Here is a 23011-nt window from a genome sequence, read left to right on the forward strand (position 1 = left end):
CTCAGATGATCACCAGTCTGCTGATCGCCAACCGCGGTGAGATCGCCCGCCGGATCGCCCGCACCTGCCGCCAACTGGGCATCGCCACAGTGGCGGTGTACTCCGACGCGGACGCGCAGGCGCCGCACGTGCGGGAGGCCGACACGGCCGTCCGGCTGCCCGGCGCCGCACCCGCCGACACCTACCTGCGCGCCGACCTGCTGATCGCGGCCGCCCGGTCCGCCGGTGCGGACGCCGTCCACCCGGGCTACGGATTCCTCTCCGAGGAGCCGGAGTTCGCCCGCGCGGTGCTCGCGGCCGGGCTGATCTGGGTCGGCCCGTCGCCCGAGGCGATGGCCGCGATGGGCTCCAAGACGGCGGCCAAGAAGCTGATGGCCGCGGCCGGCGTGCCGGTGCTCGCGCCGGTGGACCCGGCGGCCGCGACCGAGGCCGACCTGCCGCTGCTGGTCAAGGCGGCCGCCGGCGGTGGCGGACGCGGCATGCGCGTGGTCCGCCGACTGGCCGACCTGCCGGGCGAGATGGCCGCGGCAGCGGCCGAGGCCGCAGCCGCCTTCGGCTCGCCCGAGGTGTTCTGCGAGCCGTACCTGCCGACCGGTCGGCACGTCGAGGTGCAGCTGCTGGCCGACGCGCACGGCACCGTCTGGTCGCTCGGCGAGCGCGACTGCTCGCTGCAGCGCCGGCACCAGAAGGTGATCGAGGAGACGCCGGCGCCGGGGCTGGACGCCGGCGTGCGCGCCGAGCTCGCCGACGCCGCAACCGCGGCAGCCCGCGCGATCGGCTACACCGGCGCCGGCACGGCGGAGTTCCTGCTCGCGCCGGACGGCCGCATCTTCTTCCTGGAGATGAACACCCGCCTCCAGGTCGAGCACCCGGTCACCGAGGCGGTCACCGGGCTCGATCTGGTGGCACTCCAACTCGCAGTGGCGGAGGGCGAGCAGCTCCCGGCCGAGCCGCCTGCCGCTCGCGGTCACGCGATCGAGGCCCGGCTGTACGCCGAGGACCCGGCCGCCGGATGGCAGCCGCAGACCGGCACGCTGCACCGGATCGAGTTCCCGACCGACCTGCCCGACCTGCGGGTGGACTCCGGTGTCGAGGACGGCAGCACGGTCGGCATCCACTACGACGCGATGCTCGCCAAGGTGATCGCCTGGGCGCCGACCCGGGCCGCGGCCGCCCGGCTGCTGGCCGCCGCGCTGACCCGCAGCCGGATCCACGGACTGGTCACCAACCGGGAGTTGCTGGTCCGTGCGCTGCGCCACCCGGCGTTCCTGGACGGGCGGGTGCACACCGGGTTCCTGATCGAGCACGCGGCCGACCTGCTCGGCACCGGCACCAGCAGCGGTGACGGCAGCGGGGACGGCGACCGGGAGAAGCGCGAACTGCCGCTGGCCGCGCTCGCCGCAGCGCTCGCCGACGCGGCGGCCCGCCCGGCCGCGCTGCCCTCGGGCTGGCGCAACCTGCCGTCGCAGCCCCAGCAGAAGCGCTACCAGGCTGCCGACGGAACCGAATTGGAGGTCCGCTACCGCCTGACCAGGAACGGCCTGCGGGCCGATGACCACCCGGGCGTGCGGCTGATCTCGGCCGACGCCGCAGAGGTCGTCCTGGAGCTGGACGGCCTGCGGCGCAGCAGCTTCCGGATCGCGACCTATGGCGAGGACGGTTCGCGGGTCGAGATCGACACTCCGTCGGGATCCTTCACCCTCACGGCGCTGCCGCGCTTCCCGGAGCCGGTCGAGCAGCGGGCGGCCGGCGCGCTGCTGGCGCCGATGCCCGGCACGGTGGTCCGGCTCGGGGCGGCGGTCGGCGACCGGGTGACGGCCGGTCAGCCGCTGCTCTGGCTGGAGGCGATGAAGATGGAACACCAGGTGACCGCCCCCGTGGACGGCACGCTCACCGAGCTGCGCACCGGAGCCGGCCAACAGGTCGAGCTGGGCGCACTGCTCGCGGTCGTCGAGCCGGTCGTCGAGCCGGCCTGAGCGAGCAACCCCGAGCAACCCCGAACAACCCCAGAACACCCGGAAGAACCGATCGGAAGGACCCCGGACATGTCCGCACCGAGCACCACCGAGAGCCCGCTGATCGAGACCCCGGAGCGGATCGCGCTGCGCAAGGCCGTCGGCGACCTCGGCCGCCGCTTCGGCTCGACCTACTTCCTCGCCAAGGCCCGGGCCGGCGAACACACCGACGAACTCTGGTCGGAGGCCGGCAAGTTGGGGTTCCTCGGGGTGAACCTCCCGGAGGAGTACGGCGGCGGTGGCGCGGGCGTCACCGAACTCTCGATAGTCCTGGAGGAGTTGGGCACGGTCGGCTGCCCGCTGCTGATGCTGGTGGTCTCCCCGGCGATCTGCGGGACCATCATCGCCCGCTTCGGCACCGAGGAGCAGAAGCGGGGCTGGCTGCCGGCACTCTCCGACGGCAGCCGCCGGATGGCCTTCGCGATCACCGAGCCGGACGCCGGCTCGAACTCGCACCGGCTCTCCACCATCGCGCACCGCGACGGTTCGGACTGGATCCTGAACGGCCGCAAGGTCTTCATCTCCGGCATCGACGGTTCGGACGCCGTGCTCGTGGTCGGCCGCACCGCCGACGCCCGCACTGGCAAGCTCCGCCCGGCACTGTTCATCGTGCCGCGTGACACCCCGGGCTTCGAGTACCGCCCGATCCCGATGGAACTCGTCTCGCCGGAGCGGCAGTTCCAGGTCTTCCTGGACGACGTGCGGCTGCCGGCGGACGCGCTGGTCGGTGACGAGAGCGCCGGTCTGCTCCAGCTATTCGCGGGCCTCAACCCCGAGCGGATCATGACGGCCGCGTTCTCCCTCGGAGTCGCCCGCCAGGCGCTCAACACGGCCGTGGAGTACGCGAAGACCCGCACCGTCTGGGACACCCCGATCGGCGCCCACCAGGGCCTGTCCCACCCGCTGGCCCAGTGCGCGATCGAGATCGAGCTGGCCCGGCTGATGATGCGCAAGGCCGCCCACCTCTACGACGCGGGCGACGATCTCGCGGCCGGCGAGGCGGCGAACATGGCCAAGTACGCCTCCGGCGAGGCGGCCACCCGCACCGTGGACCAGGCCGTGCAGACCCTCGGCGGCAACGGCCTGACCCAGGAGTACGGGCTGGCCGCGCTGATCGCCGCGACCCGGGTCGGCCGGGTGGCACCGGTCAGCCGGGAGATGATCCTCAACTACGTCGCCCAGCACACCCTGGGCCTGCCCCGCTCGTACTGACGGAGCGCCGGGGCCGTCGGGTTGGCGGTGCTGCCGGGGCGTGCCCGCCCCGGCACCCGGGTACCAACCCCGGCATGGCCCACCGGCCAGCACTCTCCCACCCCGTAGGAGTCGCCATGGTGTTCCGCAGCGAGTACCCCGATGTCCCCACCGTCGATCTGCCGCTGCACGAGGCGGTACTGGCCGGCGCCGGCCGGTTCGGCGACGCGCCCGCGCTGATCGACGGCCTGACCGGCGAGACGCTCGGTTACGCCGAGCTGGTCGCCGCCGTCGGCCGGACGGCCGCGGGCCTGGCCGAGTCCGGCCTGGCCAAGGGGGACGTGGTGGCGCTGCACAGCCCCAACTCGATCGCCTACCCGGTCGCCTTCTACGCCTGCAGCAAGGCCGGTGCGACGGTGACCACGGTCTCCTCGCTCGCCACCCCCGAGGAGTTCGCCGCCCAGCTGCGCGACAGCGGCGCCCGCTGGATCTTCAGCTGCACCGCGTTGCTCCCGGTCGCGGTCGCCGCTGCCGCCGAACTGGCGAAGGACGGCAGCGAGATCCGCGAGATCATCCTGCTGGACAAGGGCACTGACGCAGCAGAACACGAGTACCGCACGCTCGCGGACCTGCGCGCCGCCACCGGCCCCGAGCCGCAGGTCGCGATAGACCCGGGCACCGACCTCGCCGTGCTCCCGTACTCCAGCGGCACGACCGGACTGCCCAAGGGCGTGATGCTCACCCACCGCTCGATCGCGACCAACCTCGGCCAGGTCGACGCGGTCCAGCCGACCCCGGTCGGCGAGCGATTGATCGCAATTCTCCCGTTTTTTCACATTTACGGCATGGCTGGGCTTCTGCACCGCCCGCTGCGGTCCGGCGCGACCGTGGTCGTGCTGCCGCGCTTCGATCTGGAGCAGTTCCTGCGCACCATCCAGGAGCACCGGATCGAGGGCCTGCTGGTGGCCCCGCCGATCGTGCTGGCGCTGGCCAAGCACCCGCTGGTGGCGCAGTTCGACCTCTCCTCGGTCCGCTGGATCCTCAGCTCCGCCGCCCCGCTCGACGCCGAGCTGGCCGCCGCCTGCGCCACCCGGCTCGGCCTGCCCACCGTCCACCAGGGCTACGGGATGACCGAGCTCTCGCCGGCCACCCACCTCGTGCCGCTGGACGCCGCCGAGCCGTCGCCGGGCACGGTCGGCAAGCTGGTCGCCTCCACCGAGCTGCGGGTCGCCGCGGTGGACGGCTCGGACCCGGACCTCGGCGTCGGTGAGACCGGCGAGATCCTGATCCGCGGGCCGCAGGTGATGAAGGGGTACTTCGGCCGCCCGGGCGACACCCACGCGATGATCGACGCCGACGGCTGGCTGCACACCGGCGACGTCGGGCGGATGGACGAGCGCGGTTACCTGCACATCGTCGACCGGGTGAAGGAGCTGATCAAGTACAAGGGCTACCAGGTCGCGCCCGCCGAGCTGGAGGCGCTGCTGCTGACGCATCCGCAGATCGCGGACGCCGCCGTGGTCGGGGTGACGGACCAGGACGGCACCGAGCGGCCCAAGGCGTTCGTGGTCCGCTCGCCCGGCAGCACGCTCACCGAGACCGAGGTGATCGACTTCGTCGCGGCCCGGGTCGCGCCGTACAAGAAGGTCCGCGCGGTGGACTTCCTGACCGCGGTGCCGAAGTCCGCCAGCGGCAAGATCCTGCGCCGCGAGCTGCGCGGCCGCTGACCGCTGGGCGTTCGCCCGCCGGTCCGTGACCCCGCCACCGTCTGCGAGGATGCCAGCAGACGGTGGCGGGGCCGGAGCCCCGGACCCCGCCACCCCCCACCGATCCGGAGCGCACCGCCGATGACCACCGCCGCCCGCACCCCGCAGCAGGACCGCAGCCGCGCCACCAGACGCCGGCTGCTGGAGGCGGCGGTCGAGTGCCTCGCCGAACTCGGCTGGAACGGCAGCACCGTCACCGTGGTGGCCGAGCGCGCCGGAGTGACCAGGGGCGCCGCCCAGCACCACTTCCCGACCCGCGAGGACCTCTTCACCGCGGCCGTCGACCACGTTGCTGCCGAGCGGCTGGCCGCCGTCCGCGCCGGTGCCGGTGAGCTGCCACCGCCCGGCCCGGCGCGGACCGAGGCGGTGGTCGAGCTGATCGTCCGCCTCTACACCGGGCCGCTGTTCCGCGCCGCGCTGCACCTGTGGGTCGCCGCGGCCACCGAGGAGCCGCTGCGTGAGCGGATCGTCCAGCTGGAGAACCGGGTCGGCCGCGAGTCGCACCGGGCCGCGCTGGAGTTCCTCGGCGTGGACGAAGGCGCGACGGGCGTGCGGGAGACCGTCCAGGCCACCCTCGACCTGGCCCGTGGCCTCGGCCTGGCCAACCTGCTGACCGACGACGCGCCGCGCCGGGCGGGCGTGCTCCGCCAGTGGTCCCGGATGCTCGACGCGGCCCTGCGCGAGCACGAGCACGACCAGAACCACGATTAGAACGGCATCCGCAGCACCACCGGAAGCACGCCCCCGCCGTTGACATCGGGTCACCGGAGGTCACCAGCGGTCGCCGCGCCGCCGCCGAGCAGGCAGGCTGGACTCGTCAGACCGGGAACGAGCCGCCGGGGTGGTTGCCAGACCATGCACGCACCAGAGCCGGGCCCCCAGGCCGAGGGAGCCGCCGACGCCAGCAGCGGGAGCGCACCCGAGATCGTCCCTGCCCAGTTGGACGGTCATCGCCTGGTGCCGCTCGCCACCGCGCTGCTGGACGCCGACGGCGTCGTGCTGCACTGGAGCGAGGACGCCGAACGGCTGCTCGGCTGGCGCGCCGACGAGATCGTCGGCCACCACGCCGCCCCCCGGCTGGCCGTCCCGGAGCACCGTGCGGCGGTGCTGGAGCTCTACGAGCACATCATGACCGGCCGCCGCTGGTCCGGTGTCTTCCCGATCCGGCACCGGGACGGCCACGAGGTCGAGCTGGAGTTCCGCACCTACGGCATCACCGGCCCGGACGGGCGCCCGATGGTGCTCGCCACCGGCTCGGACATCCGGGCGGTCCGGCAGGTGGAGGCCGACCTCGCGGTGCTCGACGGCTTCTTCACGCAGTCGCCGATCGGGATGGCCGTCTACGACGCCGAGCTGCGCTACGTCCGGCTCAACCCGGCGCTGGCCGAGATCAACGGCCTGCCGGTCGAGGCGCACCTGGGCCGACGGGTGGACGCCGTGCTCCCCGGCCTCAACAACGCCGAGATCGAGGCCGTGATGCGCGAGGTGCTGACCACCGGCCGCCCGGTGCTCGACGCCCGTTCGTACGGCCGCACCCCCGGCGACCCGCGCCGCGACCGTGCCTGGTCCACGTCCTACTTCCGGCTCGCCGACCCCTCGGGCCGGGTGCTCGGGGTGAGCTCCTCGATCATCGACGTGACCGAGCGGTTCCGGGCCGAGGCCCGGGCCACCCGTGCGCAGGAGCGGCTCACGCTGCTCGCCGAGGCGACCGCGCGGATCGGGACCACGCTGGACATGCAGCGCACCGCGGAGGAGCTGATCTCCGCCGTGGTGCCGAACTTCGCCGACTTCGCCACCGTCGACCTGCTCGACCCAGTGCTCCAGGGCGAGGAGCCGGGGCTGCTCGCGCCCGACCAGGGTGTGCTGCTGCGCGCGGTCGCCTCCGGCGAGGCGCACGACTCGGGGCTGACCACGGTGGCCGACGCGGTCGGCGAGACCACGGCCTACGAGTCGAACCGGATCTACACCCAGAGCCTGCGCAGCGGGCGGACGCTGGCCGTCCCCCATATGGACGAGCCGACGATGCGCAAGCTGGCCGCCCGTGAGGAACGGGTCGAGCCGGGGCTCGCCGCGGGCATCCACTCGTACCTGCTGGTGCCGGTGATGGCCCGCGGCATGGTGCTCGGCGGCGCCGAGTTCGTCCGCACCCGCAATCCGGAGCCGTTCTCCGAGGCGGACGTCCGGATGGCCGAGGAGCTGGTCGCCCGCACCGCCGTCTCGATCGACAACGCGCGGCTCTACCGCCGCGAGCGGGACACCGCGCTGACACTGCAGCGCAGCCTGCTGCCGCAGGAGATCCACCGCACGCTGGGCCTGGAGATCGCCTACCGGTACCTGCCGAGCAGCGTGGTCAGCGAGGTCGGCGGCGACTGGTTCGACGTGGTGCCGCTCTCCTGCGGCCGGGTCGCGCTGGTGGTCGGCGACGTGATGGGCCACGGCATCCGGGCCGCCGCGACGATGGGGCAGCTGCGCACCGTCGCCCGCACCCTGGCCACCCTCGACATGCCGCCCGCGCAGGTGCTGGCCCGGCTGGACGAGACCGCGACCGGCATCGGCGAGGGCCAGTTCGCGACCTGCGTCTGCGCGGTGTACGACCCGGTGGACCGCAGCTGCACGCTCGCCTGCGCGGGCCACCTGCCGCCGGTCGTGATGGGGCCGGACGGCGACGCCCGCTCGCTGGACGTGCCGCCCGGGGTGCCGCTCGGCGTCGGCGGGGTGGCGTTCGAGAACACCGAGTTCACGCTGCCGGAGGGCGCCATCATCGCCCTGTACACGGACGGCCTGGTCGAGCGCCGCGGCGCGGACATCGACGACGGTATCGACGAGCTGCGGCGCACACTGGCCGCGCGCGGCCGGACCCTGGAGGCGCACTGCGACGCCGTCGTCTCGGCCCTCGTGCGCGACGGCACCGAGGACGACGTCGCGATGATCATGGCCCGGGCGCTGCCGGTGCCGAGCGACCGGATCGCCACCCTGCCGCTCACCGGCGACGGCCCGATCCCGGCGCTGGCCCGCCGCTTCACCCGCAGCACGCTGGCCGCCTGGGGGCTCTCGCCGCTGGCGGACTTCGCCGAGCTGCTGGTCAGCGAGCTGGTGACGAACGCGCTGGTGCACGCTGAGGAGCCGCGCCGGCTGCGGCTCTACCGCGACCGGGCGCTCACCGTCGAGGTCGCCGACTCGGGCCGGCAGACGCCGCGGCTGCGCCCGGCCGGCTCGGAGGACGAGGGTGGGCGCGGGATGTACCTGGTGAACGAGCTCGCCCACCGCTGGGGCAGCCGCCCGACCCGGGACGGCAAGGTGGTCTGGGCCGAGCTCGAGCTCCCGCTGGGCAGCTGACCCGCCGCCGCCGGCTGACCCGCAGCCGCCAGCTGACCCGCGGCCGCCCTGGCGTCAGGACGGCCGTCGGTCCCCGAGCAGCCGCCAGGCGAGCACCGTGCCCAGCAGTACCAGGCCGGCGGCCAGCAGCGCCGCCAGGCCGAGGCCGTGGACGAAGGCCGTGCGGGCCGCGTGGGCCAGCGCCTCGCCGGTCGGACCGGGCAGGCCGGACGCCGCCTCCACGGCCGAGCCGAGCGACTGCTTCGCCTTCGCGGCGACCGCGGGATCCAGCCCGGCGGGCAGCGCCATCCGGCCGGTGTACACGGCCGTCAGCACCGAGCCGAAGAGTGCGATACCGAGCGCGGTGCCGAGCTCGTACGCCGTCTCGGAGACGGCCGAGGCGGCGCCGGCCTTCTCGGCGGGCGCGGCGGTCAGCACCAGGTCGGAGGCGAGCGTGTAGACCAGCCCCTCGGCCGCGCCGACCGCGGTGAAGATCACGGCCAGCACCAGGTACGTGGTGTCCTGCTGGATCCAGCCGAGTGCGCCGAGCGAGAGCCCCAGGAGGATCATCCCGCCGGTCAGTGCGGCGCGGGCGCCGGTCGCCCGGGCCAGCCGCGCGGTCAGCATCGAGGCGACCGCCGCACCGGCGAAGGCCGGCATCTCGGCCAGTCCGGCGGTCAGCGGCGAGAAGCCGCGCACCAGCTGGAGGTACTGCGAGATGAAGAAGATCACGCCGCCCAGCCCGAGGACCGCGATCAGCGCGCTCAGCGTGGCCGCGGTGAACCGGCGGTCGGCGAACAGCCGCACGTCGAGCAGCGGAGCGGTCAGCCGGAGCTGGCGGCGGACGAAGAGCAGCAGCGCCGTCGCGCCGAGCACGGCGGTCACCGGCACGTCCCAGCGCAGCACGCCGTGCGCGGCCGCTTCCTTGATCGCGTAGACCACGGATATCAGCCCGACCAGCGAGAGCAGCACGCTCGCCGGGTCCCAGCGTCCCGGCTTCGGGTCCTTGGACTCCGGCAGCAGCCAGCCGCCGAGCACCAGCAGCAGCGCGACCACCGGCAGGTTGAGCAGGAAGACCGAGCCCCACCAGAAGTGCTCCAGCAGGATCCCGCCGACCAGCGGTCCGGCGGCGGCGCCGGCGGTGGCCGCCGCGCTCCAGATCCCGATCGCGGTGGCCCGCTCCCGGTCGTCCGGGAAGAGTCCCCGGATCAGCGACAGCGTGGACGGCATGATCGTCGCCCCGGCGACGCCGAGCAGCGCGCGGGCGGCTATCAGCCAGCCAGGACTCGCCGCGTAGGCGGCCAGCAGCGAGGCGGCACCGAACGAGGCGGCGCCGATCAGCAGCAGCCGCTTGCGGCCCACCCGGTCACTGAGCGAGCCCATGCTGACCAGCAGTCCGGCCAGCACGAAGGAGTAGATGTCGCCGATCCAGAGCAGCTGGGTCGCGCTCGGCGCCAGCGTCTCGCTGATCGACGGGATGGCCAGCACCAGGACGGTCGCGTCCACCACCACGAGCGTGACGGCGAGGACGAGCACGGCCAGACCGGCCCAGCGCCGGCGCGATCCGGCGGGGACGGAGGTGACGGTGGTGGTGGTTGCTGCGGCGTCGCGTGCGGTGGTGGCACTGGTCGAAGACGGATTGCTCACCGGGGTGTTACTCATGGGGCAGGTCTCCTGAGGGCTCCGCCGAGGAAGAGCTCGATGAGGGCGAAGGCGCTGTCGCGGGGGGCGAGGCGGCCGTCCTGGACGGCCCAGCCGACGCCGGCCAGCAGGTCGAAGAACGCCTCGCTGAGCCAGCCGGCCGGCAGCTCGATCCGGAACGCCCCCTCCTGCTGGCCGCGCAGGAAGAACGCGCGGACCCGGGCGTCCTGCTCCTCCCAGAGGGCGCACAGCTCGGGGTCGTCGAACAGCTGGTTCTCGCCGGCCAGGAACGCGCAGAGCGCGGCGTCCGGGACCAGCAGCCCGGCCAGTCGGCGCAGCGCCTCGGCGGCGTCGCCCTGCTCGATCGCGGCGGTGTCCAGCGCGGCGTTGTAGCGGCGCAGGCCCAGCAGGCCGACCTCGCGGAGCAGCGATTCGCGGCCGGGGAAGATCCGGTGCAGCGAGGCGCGGCTGATTCCGGCGGCGCGGGCGATCTCGTCCAGATGGGCGGTCGGCTGCCGGGAGAGCACGCCGACGGCGGCCTGGAGGACGGAGTCGCGATCGATTGCCATGAGAATATGGTAGCTCACCTGAGACATGAATGTCTCAGGTGAGATTTTGCTGCCACGTCTGAGCGCCCAGGGCGACGGGCCGGAGGCGCCAAAAAGCCGGAGGTGGCGGGTGCCACCCCCGGCTCGGGGTCCTGCTCGTTCGGCTCCGACCGCTGTCGGCGCGCGTGATCGAATGCGGTCGTGATCAGCTCTGGTTGTAGAACCCGCTGTCGTCCAGTGGCCGGTCGATCACCATGACCTCGACCTCCGGCGGAGTGAGCAGGAAGACCCGGCGGGCGATCCGCTCGATGCCGCCGCGGGTGCCGAAGACGAGTCCGGAGGCGAAGTCGACCATCCGCTTGGCCTCGCCGTCGTCCATCTCGGTCAGGTCCATCACCACCGGAGTGCCCGACCGGATGTGCTCGCCGACCGTCCGGGCGGACTCGAAGCCGGTCGGCTTCACCGAGGCGATCTTGGCCGGGTTCGGCAGCATCGGCACGGTGTCCGCGGATCCCCAGGCCTCGTCCTCGTCGTACACCGCGGCGGGGTAGTTGCCGGAGGGCATCAGCCACCCGTTGTGGTGCTCGTCGCGAAGTGCTCCCATGCCGCGCCTCCCTGTCCTGTCCCGTCTGGTCCCGTGTGCCGCGCAGTCATCTGACGCGTCATCCACTCGCCGGAACTGTCCGAGTATCGCACTGATCACCGCATCGGCGCCCGCCCTGGCGCGCCGTTCGGGTGGTGGCGCCTGCCGGAGGCAGATGCCGATTCTCACTCAGACCTGACGTCGCAGGTGAGCGGATGGTTGCGGGCTGCGGCCGCACCTCACCCGGATGCCGTTCGGTCAATTCACAGTTGACGTAGTGTCAGTCACATGCCGGTGTCGCCGTCGATCGTCTCGCGCAGCAGATCGGCGTGGCCGTTGTGGCGCGCGTACTCCTCGATCATGTGAACGAGGATCCATCGGAGTGTCACATCCTGACCATGGCGCTGCGCCTGGCCGATCGTGTCCAGTGACAGCCCCTCGACCGCCCGGCGGGCCAGCTCGATCCGGGCGCGCCAGGTCGCGAAGCCCTCGGCGGCGTCCGCCTCGTCGACGCCGTTGAAGTCGCCGTCCGGGTCCTCCTTGGTCCAGTAGTGCCCGCGCGGCTCGTGGCCGTGCAGGATCGTCTGGAACCAGTACTCCTCCACCTCGGCCATGTGCCGGACCAGGCCGAGCAGCGAGAGCGCGGACGGCGCGACCGAGCGCAGCTTCAGCTGCTCGTCCGTCAGACCTGCGGTCTTCTGGGCGAGCGTGGAGCGGTGGTAGTCGAGCCAGGCGAGCAGCATGGCGGTCTCGCCGGCGGTGAACGGCGGGTCGAGGCGCTCGGTCGTGGTGTCGGTCATGGTGGTCATCCTGGCGCAGCGCCGGGCAGCCGGGCCAGTGGATTGCGCGGCTATGCTGCGGACGCGGTGCTCGATGGGGGGCGCTCGATGGGCAGGGCGCTCGATGGGGAGAAGGAGCAGGACATGTCACGACCCGTCACGCTGGTGACCGGTGGCAGCCGGGGGATCGGTGCGGCAGTCTGCCGTCGGCTGGCCGCCGACGGCCACGATCTGGCGATCGGTTACCGCAGTGACGCGGACGCCGCCGAGCAGGTGGCCGAGCAGGTGCGCGCGGCCGGGGGCGCCGCGATCGCCGTCCGGCTCGACACCACTGTCGAGGCCGATGTGGACCACTTCTTCGACACCGCCGCCGAGCGGCTCGGCCCGATCACCGGTCTGGTCAACAACGCCGGGGTGACCAGCAAGCAGGGCCCGCTCGCCGAGCAGAGCCCGGCGGACCTGCGCCGGGTGGTCGACGTCAACCTGGTCGGCTACCTCCTCTGCGCCCGCCGCGCCGCCCGCGACCTGACCCGCGGTGGCGCGATCGTCAACGTCTCCTCGGCCGCGGCGACGCTGGGCAGCCCCGGCGAGTACGTGCACTACGCGGCGACCAAGGCCGCCACCGACGCGCTGACCATCGGCCTGGCCAAGGAGCTCGGCCCGGCCGGCATCCGGGTCAACACCGTCTCGCCGGGCACCATCCACACCGAGTTCCACGCGGGCGGCGGCGAGCCGGACCGGCCGGCCCGGGTCGCTCCGATCATTCCGCTGCGGCGGGCCGGCGAGCCCGAGGAGATCGCGGGTGCGGTCGCCTGGCTGCTCTCGCCGGACGCCTCCTACGCGACGGGCGCGATCCTGCGGGTGGCGGGCGGGATGTGAGCGCCTGCGCTCACGCCGTCCCGCTGGGCGTGGGCGTGGCCGTCGGCGTGGAAGTGGCTGCGGGCACGGGTGTGGTGCCGGCCGGACGCTGCCGGGAGCGCCACATCGCGGCCGCGCTGAGCAGCGCCATCAGCACGATCACCGCCGTCGCCGCCAGGAAGGCCGGCGAGCCGGGCGAGCCCGCCGAAGCGCCCGCGATCACGTAGGCCGCCGTGCCGGGCAGCACGCCCAGCACGGTGGCCAGCAGGTACGGACCGGTTCGGACGCCGGAGAGCGCCGCCCCCAGATTGACCGCCTGGAACGGCACGCCGGGCACCAGTCGCAGCAGCAGGACGCTGCGCAGTCCCTGCTCGGTCAGTCGTTGGTCCAGCGCGGTCAGCACCCGCCCGCGCAGCAGCGGCCGCAGGGCGTCCTGCCCGAGACCGCGCCCCAGCGCGAAGGCGAGCGCGGCCCCGGCCGTCGTCCCCAGCACCGCGAGCGGCACCCCGCGCTCGGCGCCGAACAGCAGCCCGGCCGCGACGTTGAGCGCCGGCTTCGGCAGGAACGCGAGCGTGCCGAACGCGAACAGTGCCACGAACGCCGGCGCCCGCCAGGCTCCCGGTACCGCCGTGGCCAGCTGGCGCGGATCCCAGAGTGCGGCCGAGCCGGCGGCCGCCGCGAGGATCACGGCGAGCAGCGCGACCCGCGCCCACGGGGAGAGCAGGGCACGGCGCAGGGCAGCGGGAGAGGGCATTCGCCGAGGGTAATGCAGTGCGCGGGCGTCCTGGGCGTCGCGGACTCGGGCCGCCGTCTCACGCCTCTGTGCGCTCCTGCTCCTGCTTCCTGCCTCGCTCCCCGTCCTGCTGTTCCTGCTGTTCCTGCTGTGGCGCGGCAGCAGCGCCGGCCGCGCTGGTCCGGCCGGCTGTGCGCAGTGCGCTCGCCGTCACCGTCAGCGTCGCGACCAGCAGCGTGACCAGCCCGAACGACACCCGCAGCGAGCTGCCCTGGGCGATCCCGCCGACCACCGCCGGCGCCACCAGCCCCGAGGTGTACACCACCGTCGCGACGCCCGCGATCGCCTGGCTGGGGTTCGGCCCGGCGTGGCCGGCGGCCGCGAAGGCGAGCGGCACCACGATCGCGATGCCCGTTCCGAGCAGTGCGAAGCCCGGGATCGCCAGCGCCGGACTCTGCGCGGTGATCACCAGCAGGCCCCCGGCGGCGGCCACCGCACCGCCCGTCCGGACGCTGCGGACGGCGCCGAGCCGGCGCACCACCGCGTCACCGACGAGCCGGGCCGCGGCCATGGTGGCCGCGAAGGCGGTGTAGGCCATCGCGGCGGTGCCGGCGGGGGCGTGCGTGATGTCGCGCAGGTAGACGCCCGACCAGTCCATCCCGGCGCCCTCCGCGAAGACCGCGCAGAAGCCGACCAGCCCGATCAGCACCGCCGAGCGCGGCGGCCTCGCGTAACGCGGCGGTGCCTCGGCCGCCGGCTCGGGCCGCACGTCCAGCAGCCGGCGGCAGACCAGCTGGCCGACGAGCAGCAGCACCAGCGCGGCGAGTGCCAGGTGGGTCCGGGCGGCGAGGTGCAGGTGGGCCGCCAGCGCGCCGAAGGCGGCGGCGACCAGCCCGCCGACGCTCCACATCCCGTGCAGGCCGGACATGATGGAGCGGCCCAGCCGCTGTTCGACCTCCACCCCTTCGGCGTTCATCGCCACATCCGTCATCCCGGCCGTCGCGCCGAAGGCGAGCAGCGTCAGGCAGAGCCAGGGCAGGCCCGGAGCGAGGGCCGGCAGCGCCAGCATGGCGCAGTAGACCCCGAGCAGCAGCCGCAGCGCCGCCCGGCCCCCGAGCCGGTGGACGACCCGCCCGGCCAGCGGCATCGCGAGCGAGGCGCCGATCGCGGGCATCACCAGGGCGAGGCCCAGCCCGCCCGGGCTCAGGTGCAGCTGGTCCCGGATCGCCGGGATCCGGGTGGCGAAGCTGCCGGCGGCCGCGCCGTGCACGGCGAAGACCAGGGCGGTGCTGAGCCTGGCCCGGCGGAGCTGGGCGGCGCCGGGCGGTTGGGGCGGGCCGGGCGGTGCGGGCGGCGTGGCTGGTGCGGACGGCATGGACGGGTCCCCTCCCGAAAGCGGTCACGGCGGACTGCGGCTGCGGCTCCTTGGGATAAATTATCAGGAAGGAATCCTGATAGAAATATCTGAAAGGATGCGGCCTCATGACCACCGCGCGCACGGCCACCCCTAGCACCGCCCGTGCCATCAATGACCGGCTGGCCCTCGACCTGCTGCTGGCACAGGGTCCGCTGACCGCCACCGAGCTGCGCGCGCTGACCGGCCTGTCCCGCCCCACCGTCTCCGACCTGCTGGAACGCCTGCAGCACAGCGGCCTGGTGCACATCGTGGGGGAGCGCGGCGAGCAGCGCCGCGGCCCGAACGCCCGGGTGTACGCGCTGCGCGCCGACCGCGCCCACCTGGCCGGGATCGACGTGCGGACCGGCAGCGTGACGCTCACCGTCGCCGACCTGACCGGCCGGACGCTGGCCAGCGCCGCACTCGCCATCGACGCCGGGCCGTTCGCGGCCGAGTCCGCCGAGGCCGGCGATTCCGATGCGGCCGCCGGGCAGGCCGACCCGGCGCACCGGGTGCTGCGCACGCTGCTGGAGACCGCCGCCGAGGCGGGGGTGCGCGAGCTGCACACCGTCGCGGTCGGCGCGCCCGGCCTGGTGGACCCAGCCACCGGCACCTTCAACCCCGGTGGCTGGCTGCCGCGTTGGCATGCCGAGCTGGTCACCGTGCTGCGTGACGGGCTGGACGCCGAGGTGATCCTGGAGAACGAGGTCAACCTGGCCGGCATCGCCGAGCACCGGCTGGGCGCCGCCGTGGACCGGGACACCTTCGTGCTCCTCTGGCTGGGCCACGGCACCGGCGCCGCGGTGATGCTGGACGGGCGGCTGCGCCGCGGGGTCTCCGGCGGCACCGGCGAGATCGGGTTCCTGCCGGTGCCCGGCACCGGCGGGCTGCCCGGCGCGGGCGGCTGCGACGGTGGTTTCCACAGTCTGGCGGGCAGCGCGGCGGTCTGCGAGCTGGCGCGGACGCACGGGTTCCACGACGGCGAGACCGTGGCCGGGTCGGCGGCCGCCGCCGAGGCCGCCGTGCTCGCGGCGGTCGCGGCCGGGCCGGCGGGCGAGCCGTTCCTGGACGCGCTGGCGGCCCGGGTGGCGCTCGGGGCCTCCGCCGTCTGCGTGATCCTCGACCCGGGGTGCGTGGTGCTCGGCGGCGAGGTCGGCCGGGCCGGCGGGGCCGCGCTGGCCGACCGGGTGGCCGCTCGGCTGGCCGCGCTCTCGCCGCTGCGCACCGAGGTCCGGGCCGGTACGGCGGGCGGCGGCGCGGTGCTCAGCGGTGCGGTGCTGACCGCGCTCGACGCGGTCTGCCGGGACCTGTTCGGCGGTCTGTGAACCGGGCGTGGCTGGTGGCCGGCCGCGCGTTCGGTGGCCCCGCGCTGCGGCCAGTACCCGACGATGCGCCGGTCGTCGGCTGCCACTGTGCCGAGCGGGCCTGACGATGCGGCAGGATGGGCGACAGCAGCAAGATCAGGTCAGTAGCAGGACACCACCTGTCCCGGGCCAGGAGCCCCGGATCAGGGCGAGAGCCGAGGAGTGCGATGAGCGGCGCCATGGACCGGCCGGACCGGCCGGTCAGCCAGTACCGTTACCGCATCGGTGAGGCCGCGTCGATGCTCGGCGTCAGCGCCGACACGATGCGCCGCTGGGTTGACGCCGGTCGCCTGGCAGCCGATCGGGACGAGCACGGGCACCGGATCATCCCGGGCGAGCAACTCGCCGCGTTCGCCCGCGAGCTGGCCAAGCCGGGCGTGGCGGAGGCCGAGGGTCGACCGTCCTCGGCGCGCAACCGGTTCCCCGGGATCGTCACGCACGTGGTGCTCGGCGACGTCGCCGCGCAGGTGGAGGTCCAGGCCGGACCGTTCCGGGTGGTCTCGCTGATCAGCCGTGAGTCGGCCGAGGAGCTGGAACTGGTCCCCGGCGCACCGGCGACCGCGGTCATCAAGTCGACGAATGTGATGATCGAACGGCCCTGAGCGCCCCGCGCCGCCCGCCCCTGCGCCGCCCCCTGTCCTGCACCACACCGCGACCTCGACGGAATCGCCATGACCGAGCAGCAGCACGTCCCCGCCGACCTCCCGCGCCCGCAGGCCGTCGCCCACCGCGGCGACCCGTACCGGTTCCGCGAGAACACCCTGCCCTCCATCGCCTCCGCGCTCGCCGCCGGCGCCGACGCCGTCGAGGTGGACGTCCGCCTCACCCGGGACGGCGTGCCGGTGCTGCTGCACGACCCCACGCTCAAGCGCCTCTGGGACCTGGACCGCCCGCTCGGTGCGCTGACCGCCGAGCGGCTCGACGCCCAGCCGTTCGCCGGCGGCGAGCGGATCCCGACCCTCGACGAGGCGCTCAAGCTGGTCGCCGAGACCCCGGCCGCGCGGCTGCTGATCGACCTGGACGATCCCGGGCCGGCGGCGGCCGCCTGGCAGTCCGTCACCGCGCTCGGTGCCGAGCAGCAGGTGTACTTCTGCGGCCCGGTGGACGCGATGTTCGCGATCCGCGAGCTGGCTCCGGACGTGCCGATCGCGCTCACCTGGAAGCGCCCCGAGCTGCCGGTCCGGGTGCTGCTGGACGACCTGCGGCCGAGCTACCTCAACCCGCCGTTCGGCCTGGTGGACCGCGCCCTGGTCGAGCGGGCGCTGGGCGAGGGCCTGCTGGTCAGCACGTGGACGGTGGACCTGCGCCGCACCATGCGCCGGATGCTCGACGCCGGCGCGCTCTCGATCACCTCGAACCGGATCGCCACGCTGCGCGCGACGCTGGACGCGGAGCGAGGCCGGCGCTGATGGCCCGGGCGCCGTCGGCTCGCGCGCTGTCGGCTCGCGCGCTCAACCGGGCCCTGCTCGCCCGCCAGCAGCTGCTCGCCCCGGCTGAGCCTGGTGCGCCGACGGAGCCCGCCGGTCCTGCCGGTCGCGCCGGGCCCGCTGGGCCCGGTGCGGCCGGCGGCCTGGCGGTCGAGCGGCTGACGGCGCATCTGGTCGGCCTCCAGGCGCAGGCGACCGACCCGCCGTACTACGGCCTCTGGTCCCGGTTGCCGGGCTTTCGTCCCGAGCAGCTGAGCGAGCTCGTCGAGCGCCGTGCGGTGGTCCGGCTCGGTCTCCAGCGCGGCACGATCCACCTCGTCACCGCCGAGGACTGCCGGACGCTGCGTCCGCTCTTCCAGCCGGTGCTGGAGCAGGGTCTGCGCGGCGCGTTCGGCAAGCGCCTGGCCGGCCTGACGCCGGCCGAGCTCGACGGGCTGGTCGAGCTCGGCCGTGAGCTGGTCGAGGAACGTCCGCGCACCTTCCAGGAGCTCGGCACGCTGCTCGCCGCCCGGCACCCCGACCGCGATCCCGCCGCGCTCGCCCAGTTGCTGCGGGCCCGTCTCGCGCTCGTCCAGGTGCCGCCGCGCGGCCTGTGGCGGACCGGCGGCGCGGCCGCGCACACCACCGCCGAACACTGGCTCGGCCGCCCGCTCGCCGACCTCACCGACCCCGCCGAGCTGGACGGGCAGCGCGACCGCCTGGTCCTGCGCTACCTCGCCGCCTTCGGGCCCGCCACCGTCGCCGACGTCCAGAAGTGGTTCGGGCTGACCCGGCTGGCCGCCGTGCTGAAGCGGTTGCGCCCGCAGCTCGCCGAGTTCCGCGACGAGCACGGCCGCACCCTCTACGACCTGCCCGACGCTCCGCGCCCGCCGGCCGACACCGCCGTCCCGGTCCGCCTGGTCGCGCCGTTCGACAACCTGCTGCTCTCGCACGCCGACCGCACCCGGGTGCTGCCGGAGGAGTACCGGCCGCTGGTGATGACCCAGAACGGCATCGTGCTCGGCTCGCTGCTGGTGGACGGCCTGGTCGCGGGGAGCTGGCAGGTCGTCCGGGAGCGGTCGGGGGTGGCCCGGTTCGAGCTGAGGCCGTTCGCGGCGCTGGACCGCGAGGTCCGGGCGCGGGCCGTGGCGGAGGGAGAACGGCTGCTGGAGTTCGCCGCGCCGGAGGCGGCCCGGCGCGAGGTGGCGGTGGCGGTGTCGGCGACGGAGTGATCCAGTTCGGCTTCGCCACGCCCAGCGGCCCTCGGGATCGCTGCGTTCATGCGCAAATGTGCTGATATGTCATCAGTGGGCGGCAGGGGGACGGGGTGGCGGAAGGCGGAACGGAGAGCGTGATGCCGGACGGGCGAGCCAGGGCGGCCGGGCCACTTCTGCCACCGGCCGTCCGGACCGCCGCCGCGTGGTCCGTCGCGGTGATCCTCTTCATCACCGTCGCCTCGCTCGTCGTCTTCGCGCTCGTCGAGCTGCGCGCCGCGACCGTCCCGGTGATCCTCGCGCTGCTCGCCACCGCGCTGCTCTACCCCGTGATGCCGTGGCTGGCCGGCCGCGGTCTTGGCCGGGGCGCGGCGTCCGGCCTGACCTGTGTGGTGCTGGTGCTGGCGGTCAGTGGCGTGCTCGCGCTCCTGGTCAACTCGCTGGTGCACAGCGCCCCGCAGATCGCACACGCGCTCCAGCAGGCCGGCGACCAGCTCGCCGAGCGGCTCGGCCCGCTCGGCAAGAGCCTGCAGGACACCCTCAAGCACGCCTCGGGGGCCGGCAGCTCGTTCGCCGCGGAACTCGCCAACGGCGTGGTCTCCGGCCTCGGTCTGGCCACCCAGCTGGTGACCGGCTCGATCCTGACGCTCGCGCTGGTCTTCTTCTTCCTGCGGGACGGCCACCGCACGGCCGACATGGTCCGCTCCTTCGTGCCAGGCGAGCGGGCCGAACTGGCCGTCGCCTGCGGCCGGCAGGCCTTCGACGCGATGGCCGGCTTCATGCGCGGCACCACGCTGATCGCGCTGATCGACGCCACCTTCATCACCATCGGCCTCCTGGTGCTCGGCGTGCCGGGCGCGCCGGGTCTCGGCGCGCTGGTCTTCATGGGTGCTTACATCCCGTTCGTGGGGGCGTTCCTGAGCGGGACGGTCGCGGTGCTGGTCGCACTGGCCGACGGCGGGCTCGGCAAGGCGCTCTGGACGCTCGGTGTGGTGCTGGCCGTGCAGATGGTGGAGGGCAACATCCTGCAACCGGTGATCCAGAGCCGGACGGTCGAACTGCACCCGGCGACCATCATGATCGCCGTGGTGGCCGGCTCGGGCGTGGCGGGGATCCTCGGCGCGCTGCTCGCCGTGCCGCTCTGCGCGGCGGCGCTCGGCGTGGTGAACGTGCTGCGCGGCACGCCCGGCCGCCGCGGCCGCGAGGGGCCGGCCGTCGCGGCTGACGGCTGACGCCTGACAGCTGGTGCCCGACGGCTGACAGCTGACGGCTCCTTGGTCGGGGACGACCCAGTACAGTCGGCGCTGTGGAATTCCGAACCGACATTCTGGGTGAGCCCTACGAGTCCGTCGAGCTGCCGCTGCGCCCGGACGACGAGGGGCCGGTCGGCGCGACGCTGGTCCGCCGCCTCGCGCCGCAGGAGCAGGCGGGCGAGGGCCCGCGCCGTGCGGTGCTGTACGTCCACGGCTATGTGGACTACTTCTTCCAGACCCATCTGGCGGACTACTTCGCGGCCCTCGGCTACTCGTTCTACGCGCTCGACCTGCGCAAGTACGGCCGTTCGCTGCGCCCGCACCAGTCGCCGAACTTCATCCGCGACCTGGCGGCCTACGACGAGGAGCTGGACGAGGCCGTCCGGATCATCCGTGAGCTGGACGGCCACACCCAGCTGCTGGTCAACGGTCACTCCACCGGTGGCCTGGTCGCGGCGCTGTGGGCGTCCCGACGAGCCGGGCGCGGCGTGGTGGACGGGCTCTTCCTGAACAGCCCGTTCCTCTCGATGCCCGCCGCTCCCGCGGTGCGCACGCTCGGCGCCCCCGCCGTCGGCGCGCTCGGCCGGCTCGCGGCGACCCGCAAGCTGCCCGCGCCGCTCAACCCGCATTACGTGCACAGCCTGCACCGTGACCACCGGGGCAGCTGGGACTTCGACCTCAGCCTCAAGCCCGCCGAGGGCTTCCCGCTGTACGCCGGCTGGCTCGCCGCGATCCAGCGCGGCCACCGCGAGGTGCGGCGCGGGCTGCGAATCGACGTTCCGGTGCTGCTGATGGCGTCCACCTCCAGCATCTCCACCACCAAGTGGGACCCGGCACTGCAGCACAGCGACGCCGTGCTGCGCGCGGACGACATCGCCGCGCTCGGCCCGCGGCTGGGCCGGCACGTGACCACGGTGCGGATCGACGGCGGGATGCACGACCTGGTGCTCTCCGGACCGGCGGCGCGCGAGCAGGTCTTCGCCGAGCTCGGGCGCTGGCTGAAGGCGTACCAGTGACCGCTGGGGGTGCGGCGGGCGGCACCGGTGTGGGTGGCGCCGGCGTGGGCGGTCGCGGTGCGGGCGATGGTGGGGACGAGCCGCGCCCGGTGCTGCGGGAGACCGCTTTCGGCACGGCGAAGCTGATGCCCGATCTGGACTGCCCCGGCGGCTGGCTGCTCACCCTGGACGGCACCCCGCAGTCCTACGTCGATCTGCGCGATCCGACCCACCTGGAGTTCGAGTACACCCGGCGACTCGGTCATCTGGCCGACACGGTGGCACCGGCCGGCCGACCGCTGGACGTGCTGCACCTGGGCGGCGGCGCGCTCACGCTGCCGCGCTACCTGGTGGCCACCAGGCCCGGCAGCCGACAGCGGGTGGCCGAGGCGGACGGGCCGCTGGTCGCACTGGTCCGCGAGGTGCTGCCGTGGCCCGAGACGGAGATCTCGGTGACCGTCGGGGACGCGCGCGAGGTGCTGTCCGAGGCCTCGTCCGAGGCGGACGGCGGGTCGGCATCGGGTTCGCTCGACCTGGTGATCGCCGACGTCTTCCGTGGCTCGCGCACGCCGGCGCATCTGACCTCGGCCGAGTTCGTCCGGCTCGCGGCCGCCGCGCTGCGACCCGGCGGCTGCTACGCGGCGAACCTCGCGGACAGCGCGCCGCTCGCCTTCGCGCGGGAGCAGGCGGCGACCGTCCGGTCGGTGTTCGCCCACACCTGCCTGGTCGCCGAGCCGTCCGTGCTGCGCGGGCGGCGGTTCGGCAACCTGCTGCTGATCGGCTCCGACCGGCCGCTGCCGGTCGAGAAGCTGGCCCGGCAGCTGGCCGGTGACCCGTTCCCGGCCCGGCTGGTGGACGGCCCGGAGCTGCGCCGGCTGGTCGGCGACGCCCGGCCGGTCACGGACGCCGAAGCCCGGCCCTCGCCGACGCCGCCGGAGGGCGCGTTCAGCATCGGCTGAGTCGATGAGCTGCTGATCAGAGGAGTCCATGCATGCCCGTACCCGTGCCAGTGCCCACGTCCGCGGCTGAGGACCGCCGGTCCGTCCCGGTCAACCTCACCGACGTCCCTGAGACCGCACTGTGGACGCTCTACCACCGTGCGGCCGAGGCACGCCGCCCCGACGGAGTGCTGCGCGATCCGAAGGCCGTGGAACTGGTCGATCGGATCGACTTCCCGTTCGCCGAGCGGTTCGGACCGGCCGGCGACCGGCCGGCGCTGATCCAGGGGCTGCGGGCGACCTGCTTCGACCGCGAGGTGGCCGACTTCCTGAACCGGAAGCCACGCGGCACCGTGGTCTGCCTCGGCGACGGGCTGGAGACGCAGTACTGGCGGGTGGACAACGGCCGCGCCCAGTGGCTCAGCGTCGACCTGCCCGAGTCGCTGGCGGTGCGTCAGCGTCTGCTGCCGCCGGGCCCGCGCCAGCGCCTGCTGGCCTGCTCGGCCACCGACCCGCGCTGGGCGGACGAGGTGGACCCCGAGCAGGGCGTGCTGATCACCGCGCAGGGGCTGCTGATGTACCTCCAGCCCGCCGAGGTGCGTGCGCTGATCGGGCTCTGCGCCGAGCGGTTCCCCGGCGGTTCGCTGGTCTTCGACGCCGTCCCGCGCTGGTTCGCCAGGCTGACCCGGAGCGGCCGGATGGCCGAGCACGGCGGCTATCGCATGCCGCCGATGCCGTGGGGGATGGACGCTCGGGAGCGTCCCAAGCTCCGTACCGCGCATCCGGGGGTGGTGGAGGTCCGTGACGTCTTTCCGTTCGGCGGCCGCGGGCTGTTCGGCGCGCTGCTCCCGTTGGTGCCGGCTGTCCCGCCGCTCGCCGCGCGGCTGCCCTCGGTCACTGTCCTGGACTTCGACGGAGGCGGTCCGCGTCGAGAGCGCGGTGGGCCGCCCGCCGCGTGATCCCTTGCGGCTGCCGGCGGCTTCGCGTCCTGCTCCTGTCCCTCCTGTGTCCCTCCT

20 protein-coding genes are annotated in these 23011 nt (G+C 74.1%); 14 read left to right on the plus strand and 6 right to left on the minus strand.

The window, feature by feature from the left end:
- Positions 1-5 precede the first annotated feature (5 nt).
- The 5 genes from AC060L_RS00580 to AC060L_RS00600 all read left to right on the plus strand — a co-directional run bounded on the left by AC060L_RS00580 (position 6) and on the right by AC060L_RS00600 (position 8308).
- Positions 6-1976, plus strand: coding sequence for an acetyl/propionyl/methylcrotonyl-CoA carboxylase subunit alpha (locus tag AC060L_RS00580; protein ID WP_483796128.1), 1971 nt, complete (start codon positions 6-8; stop codon positions 1974-1976).
- Between the two features lie 69 nt (positions 1977-2045).
- Entirely contained in the window at positions 2046-3227 is a 1182-nt protein-coding gene (locus AC060L_RS00585) for an acyl-CoA dehydrogenase family protein (RefSeq protein ID WP_483796129.1), read from the plus strand.
- A 116-nt stretch (positions 3228-3343) separates the two neighbouring features.
- Positions 3344-4933 (plus strand): AMP-binding protein, encoded by a 1590-nt coding sequence (locus tag AC060L_RS00590; protein ID WP_483796130.1) that lies wholly within the window; start codon positions 3344-3346, stop codon positions 4931-4933.
- 120 nt (positions 4934-5053) lie between these two features.
- On the plus strand, positions 5054-5683 hold the full coding sequence (locus tag AC060L_RS00595; RefSeq protein WP_483796131.1) for a TetR/AcrR family transcriptional regulator: 630 nt from the start codon (positions 5054-5056) through the stop codon (positions 5681-5683).
- Between the two features lie 144 nt (positions 5684-5827).
- Positions 5828-8308, plus strand: coding sequence for a SpoIIE family protein phosphatase (locus AC060L_RS00600; protein ID WP_483796132.1), 2481 nt, complete (start codon positions 5828-5830; stop codon positions 8306-8308).
- Between the two features lie 54 nt (positions 8309-8362).
- On the opposite strand, the gene AC060L_RS00605 is transcribed toward AC060L_RS00600, so the two are convergent.
- The 4 genes from AC060L_RS00605 to AC060L_RS00620 form a co-directional block, all read right to left on the minus strand.
- A complete protein-coding gene (locus tag AC060L_RS00605) occupies positions 8363-9949 on the minus strand; it encodes an MFS transporter (protein ID WP_483796133.1) in 1587 nt (528 codons plus the stop codon).
- Positions 9946-10497 (minus strand): TetR/AcrR family transcriptional regulator, encoded by a 552-nt coding sequence (locus AC060L_RS00610; protein WP_483796135.1) that lies wholly within the window; start codon positions 10495-10497, stop codon positions 9946-9948. The genes AC060L_RS00605 and AC060L_RS00610 overlap by 4 nt, the downstream gene beginning before the upstream one ends.
- A 184-nt stretch (positions 10498-10681) precedes the next feature.
- A complete protein-coding gene (locus AC060L_RS00615) occupies positions 10682-11080 on the minus strand; it encodes a cell division protein SepF (protein WP_483796136.1) in 399 nt (132 codons plus the stop codon).
- Between the two features lie 263 nt (positions 11081-11343).
- Entirely contained in the window at positions 11344-11859 is a 516-nt protein-coding gene (locus AC060L_RS00620; RefSeq protein WP_483796138.1) for a DinB family protein, read from the minus strand.
- 123 nt (positions 11860-11982) lie between these two features.
- On the opposite strand from AC060L_RS00620, the gene AC060L_RS00625 reads away from it, so the two are divergent.
- Entirely contained in the window at positions 11983-12717 is a 735-nt protein-coding gene (locus AC060L_RS00625) for an SDR family NAD(P)-dependent oxidoreductase (protein ID WP_483796140.1), read from the plus strand.
- Between the two features lie 10 nt (positions 12718-12727).
- On the opposite strand, the gene AC060L_RS00630 is transcribed toward AC060L_RS00625, so the two are convergent.
- On the minus strand, positions 12728-13450 hold the full coding sequence (locus AC060L_RS00630) for a TVP38/TMEM64 family protein (protein WP_483796141.1): 723 nt from the start codon (positions 13448-13450) through the stop codon (positions 12728-12730).
- Positions 13451-13508: 58 nt separating this feature from the next.
- Complete coding sequence (locus tag AC060L_RS00635) at positions 13509-14804, minus strand: MFS transporter (RefSeq protein WP_483796143.1); 1296 nt, start codon at positions 14802-14804, stop codon at positions 13509-13511.
- A 107-nt stretch (positions 14805-14911) separates the two neighbouring features.
- Here AC060L_RS00635 and AC060L_RS00640 point away from each other — a divergent pair, with 107 nt between their 5' ends.
- From AC060L_RS00640 to AC060L_RS00675, 8 genes are all read left to right on the plus strand, one after another.
- Positions 14912-16150, plus strand: coding sequence for an ROK family transcriptional regulator (locus tag AC060L_RS00640; protein ID WP_483796144.1), 1239 nt, complete (start codon positions 14912-14914; stop codon positions 16148-16150).
- 206 nt (positions 16151-16356) lie between these two features.
- Entirely contained in the window at positions 16357-16791 is a 435-nt protein-coding gene (locus tag AC060L_RS00645; RefSeq protein ID WP_483796145.1) for a TOBE domain-containing protein, read from the plus strand.
- Between the two features lie 69 nt (positions 16792-16860).
- Positions 16861-17598, plus strand: coding sequence for a glycerophosphodiester phosphodiesterase (locus AC060L_RS00650; protein ID WP_483796147.1), 738 nt, complete (start codon positions 16861-16863; stop codon positions 17596-17598).
- Positions 17598-18827, plus strand: coding sequence for a winged helix DNA-binding domain-containing protein (locus AC060L_RS00655; protein ID WP_483796148.1), 1230 nt, complete (start codon positions 17598-17600; stop codon positions 18825-18827). The genes AC060L_RS00650 and AC060L_RS00655 overlap by 1 nt, the downstream gene beginning before the upstream one ends.
- A 122-nt stretch (positions 18828-18949) precedes the next feature.
- Complete coding sequence (locus AC060L_RS00660) at positions 18950-20041, plus strand: AI-2E family transporter (RefSeq protein ID WP_483796150.1); 1092 nt, start codon at positions 18950-18952, stop codon at positions 20039-20041.
- 74 nt (positions 20042-20115) lie between these two features.
- Positions 20116-21078 carry an alpha/beta hydrolase gene (locus tag AC060L_RS00665; protein ID WP_483796152.1) on the plus strand — a complete coding sequence of 321 codons (963 nt, stop codon included), beginning with the start codon at positions 20116-20118 and terminating at the stop codon, positions 21076-21078.
- A gap of 125 nt (positions 21079-21203) precedes the next feature.
- Entirely contained in the window at positions 21204-22016 is an 813-nt protein-coding gene (locus tag AC060L_RS00670; protein ID WP_483796596.1) for a spermidine synthase, read from the plus strand.
- Between the two features lie 32 nt (positions 22017-22048).
- Positions 22049-22954, plus strand: coding sequence for a class I SAM-dependent methyltransferase (locus tag AC060L_RS00675; RefSeq protein WP_483796153.1), 906 nt, complete (start codon positions 22049-22051; stop codon positions 22952-22954).
- Positions 22955-23011: the final 57 nt, after the last annotated feature.

Source organism: Kitasatospora sp. NEAU-69, from assembly GCF_057158765.1.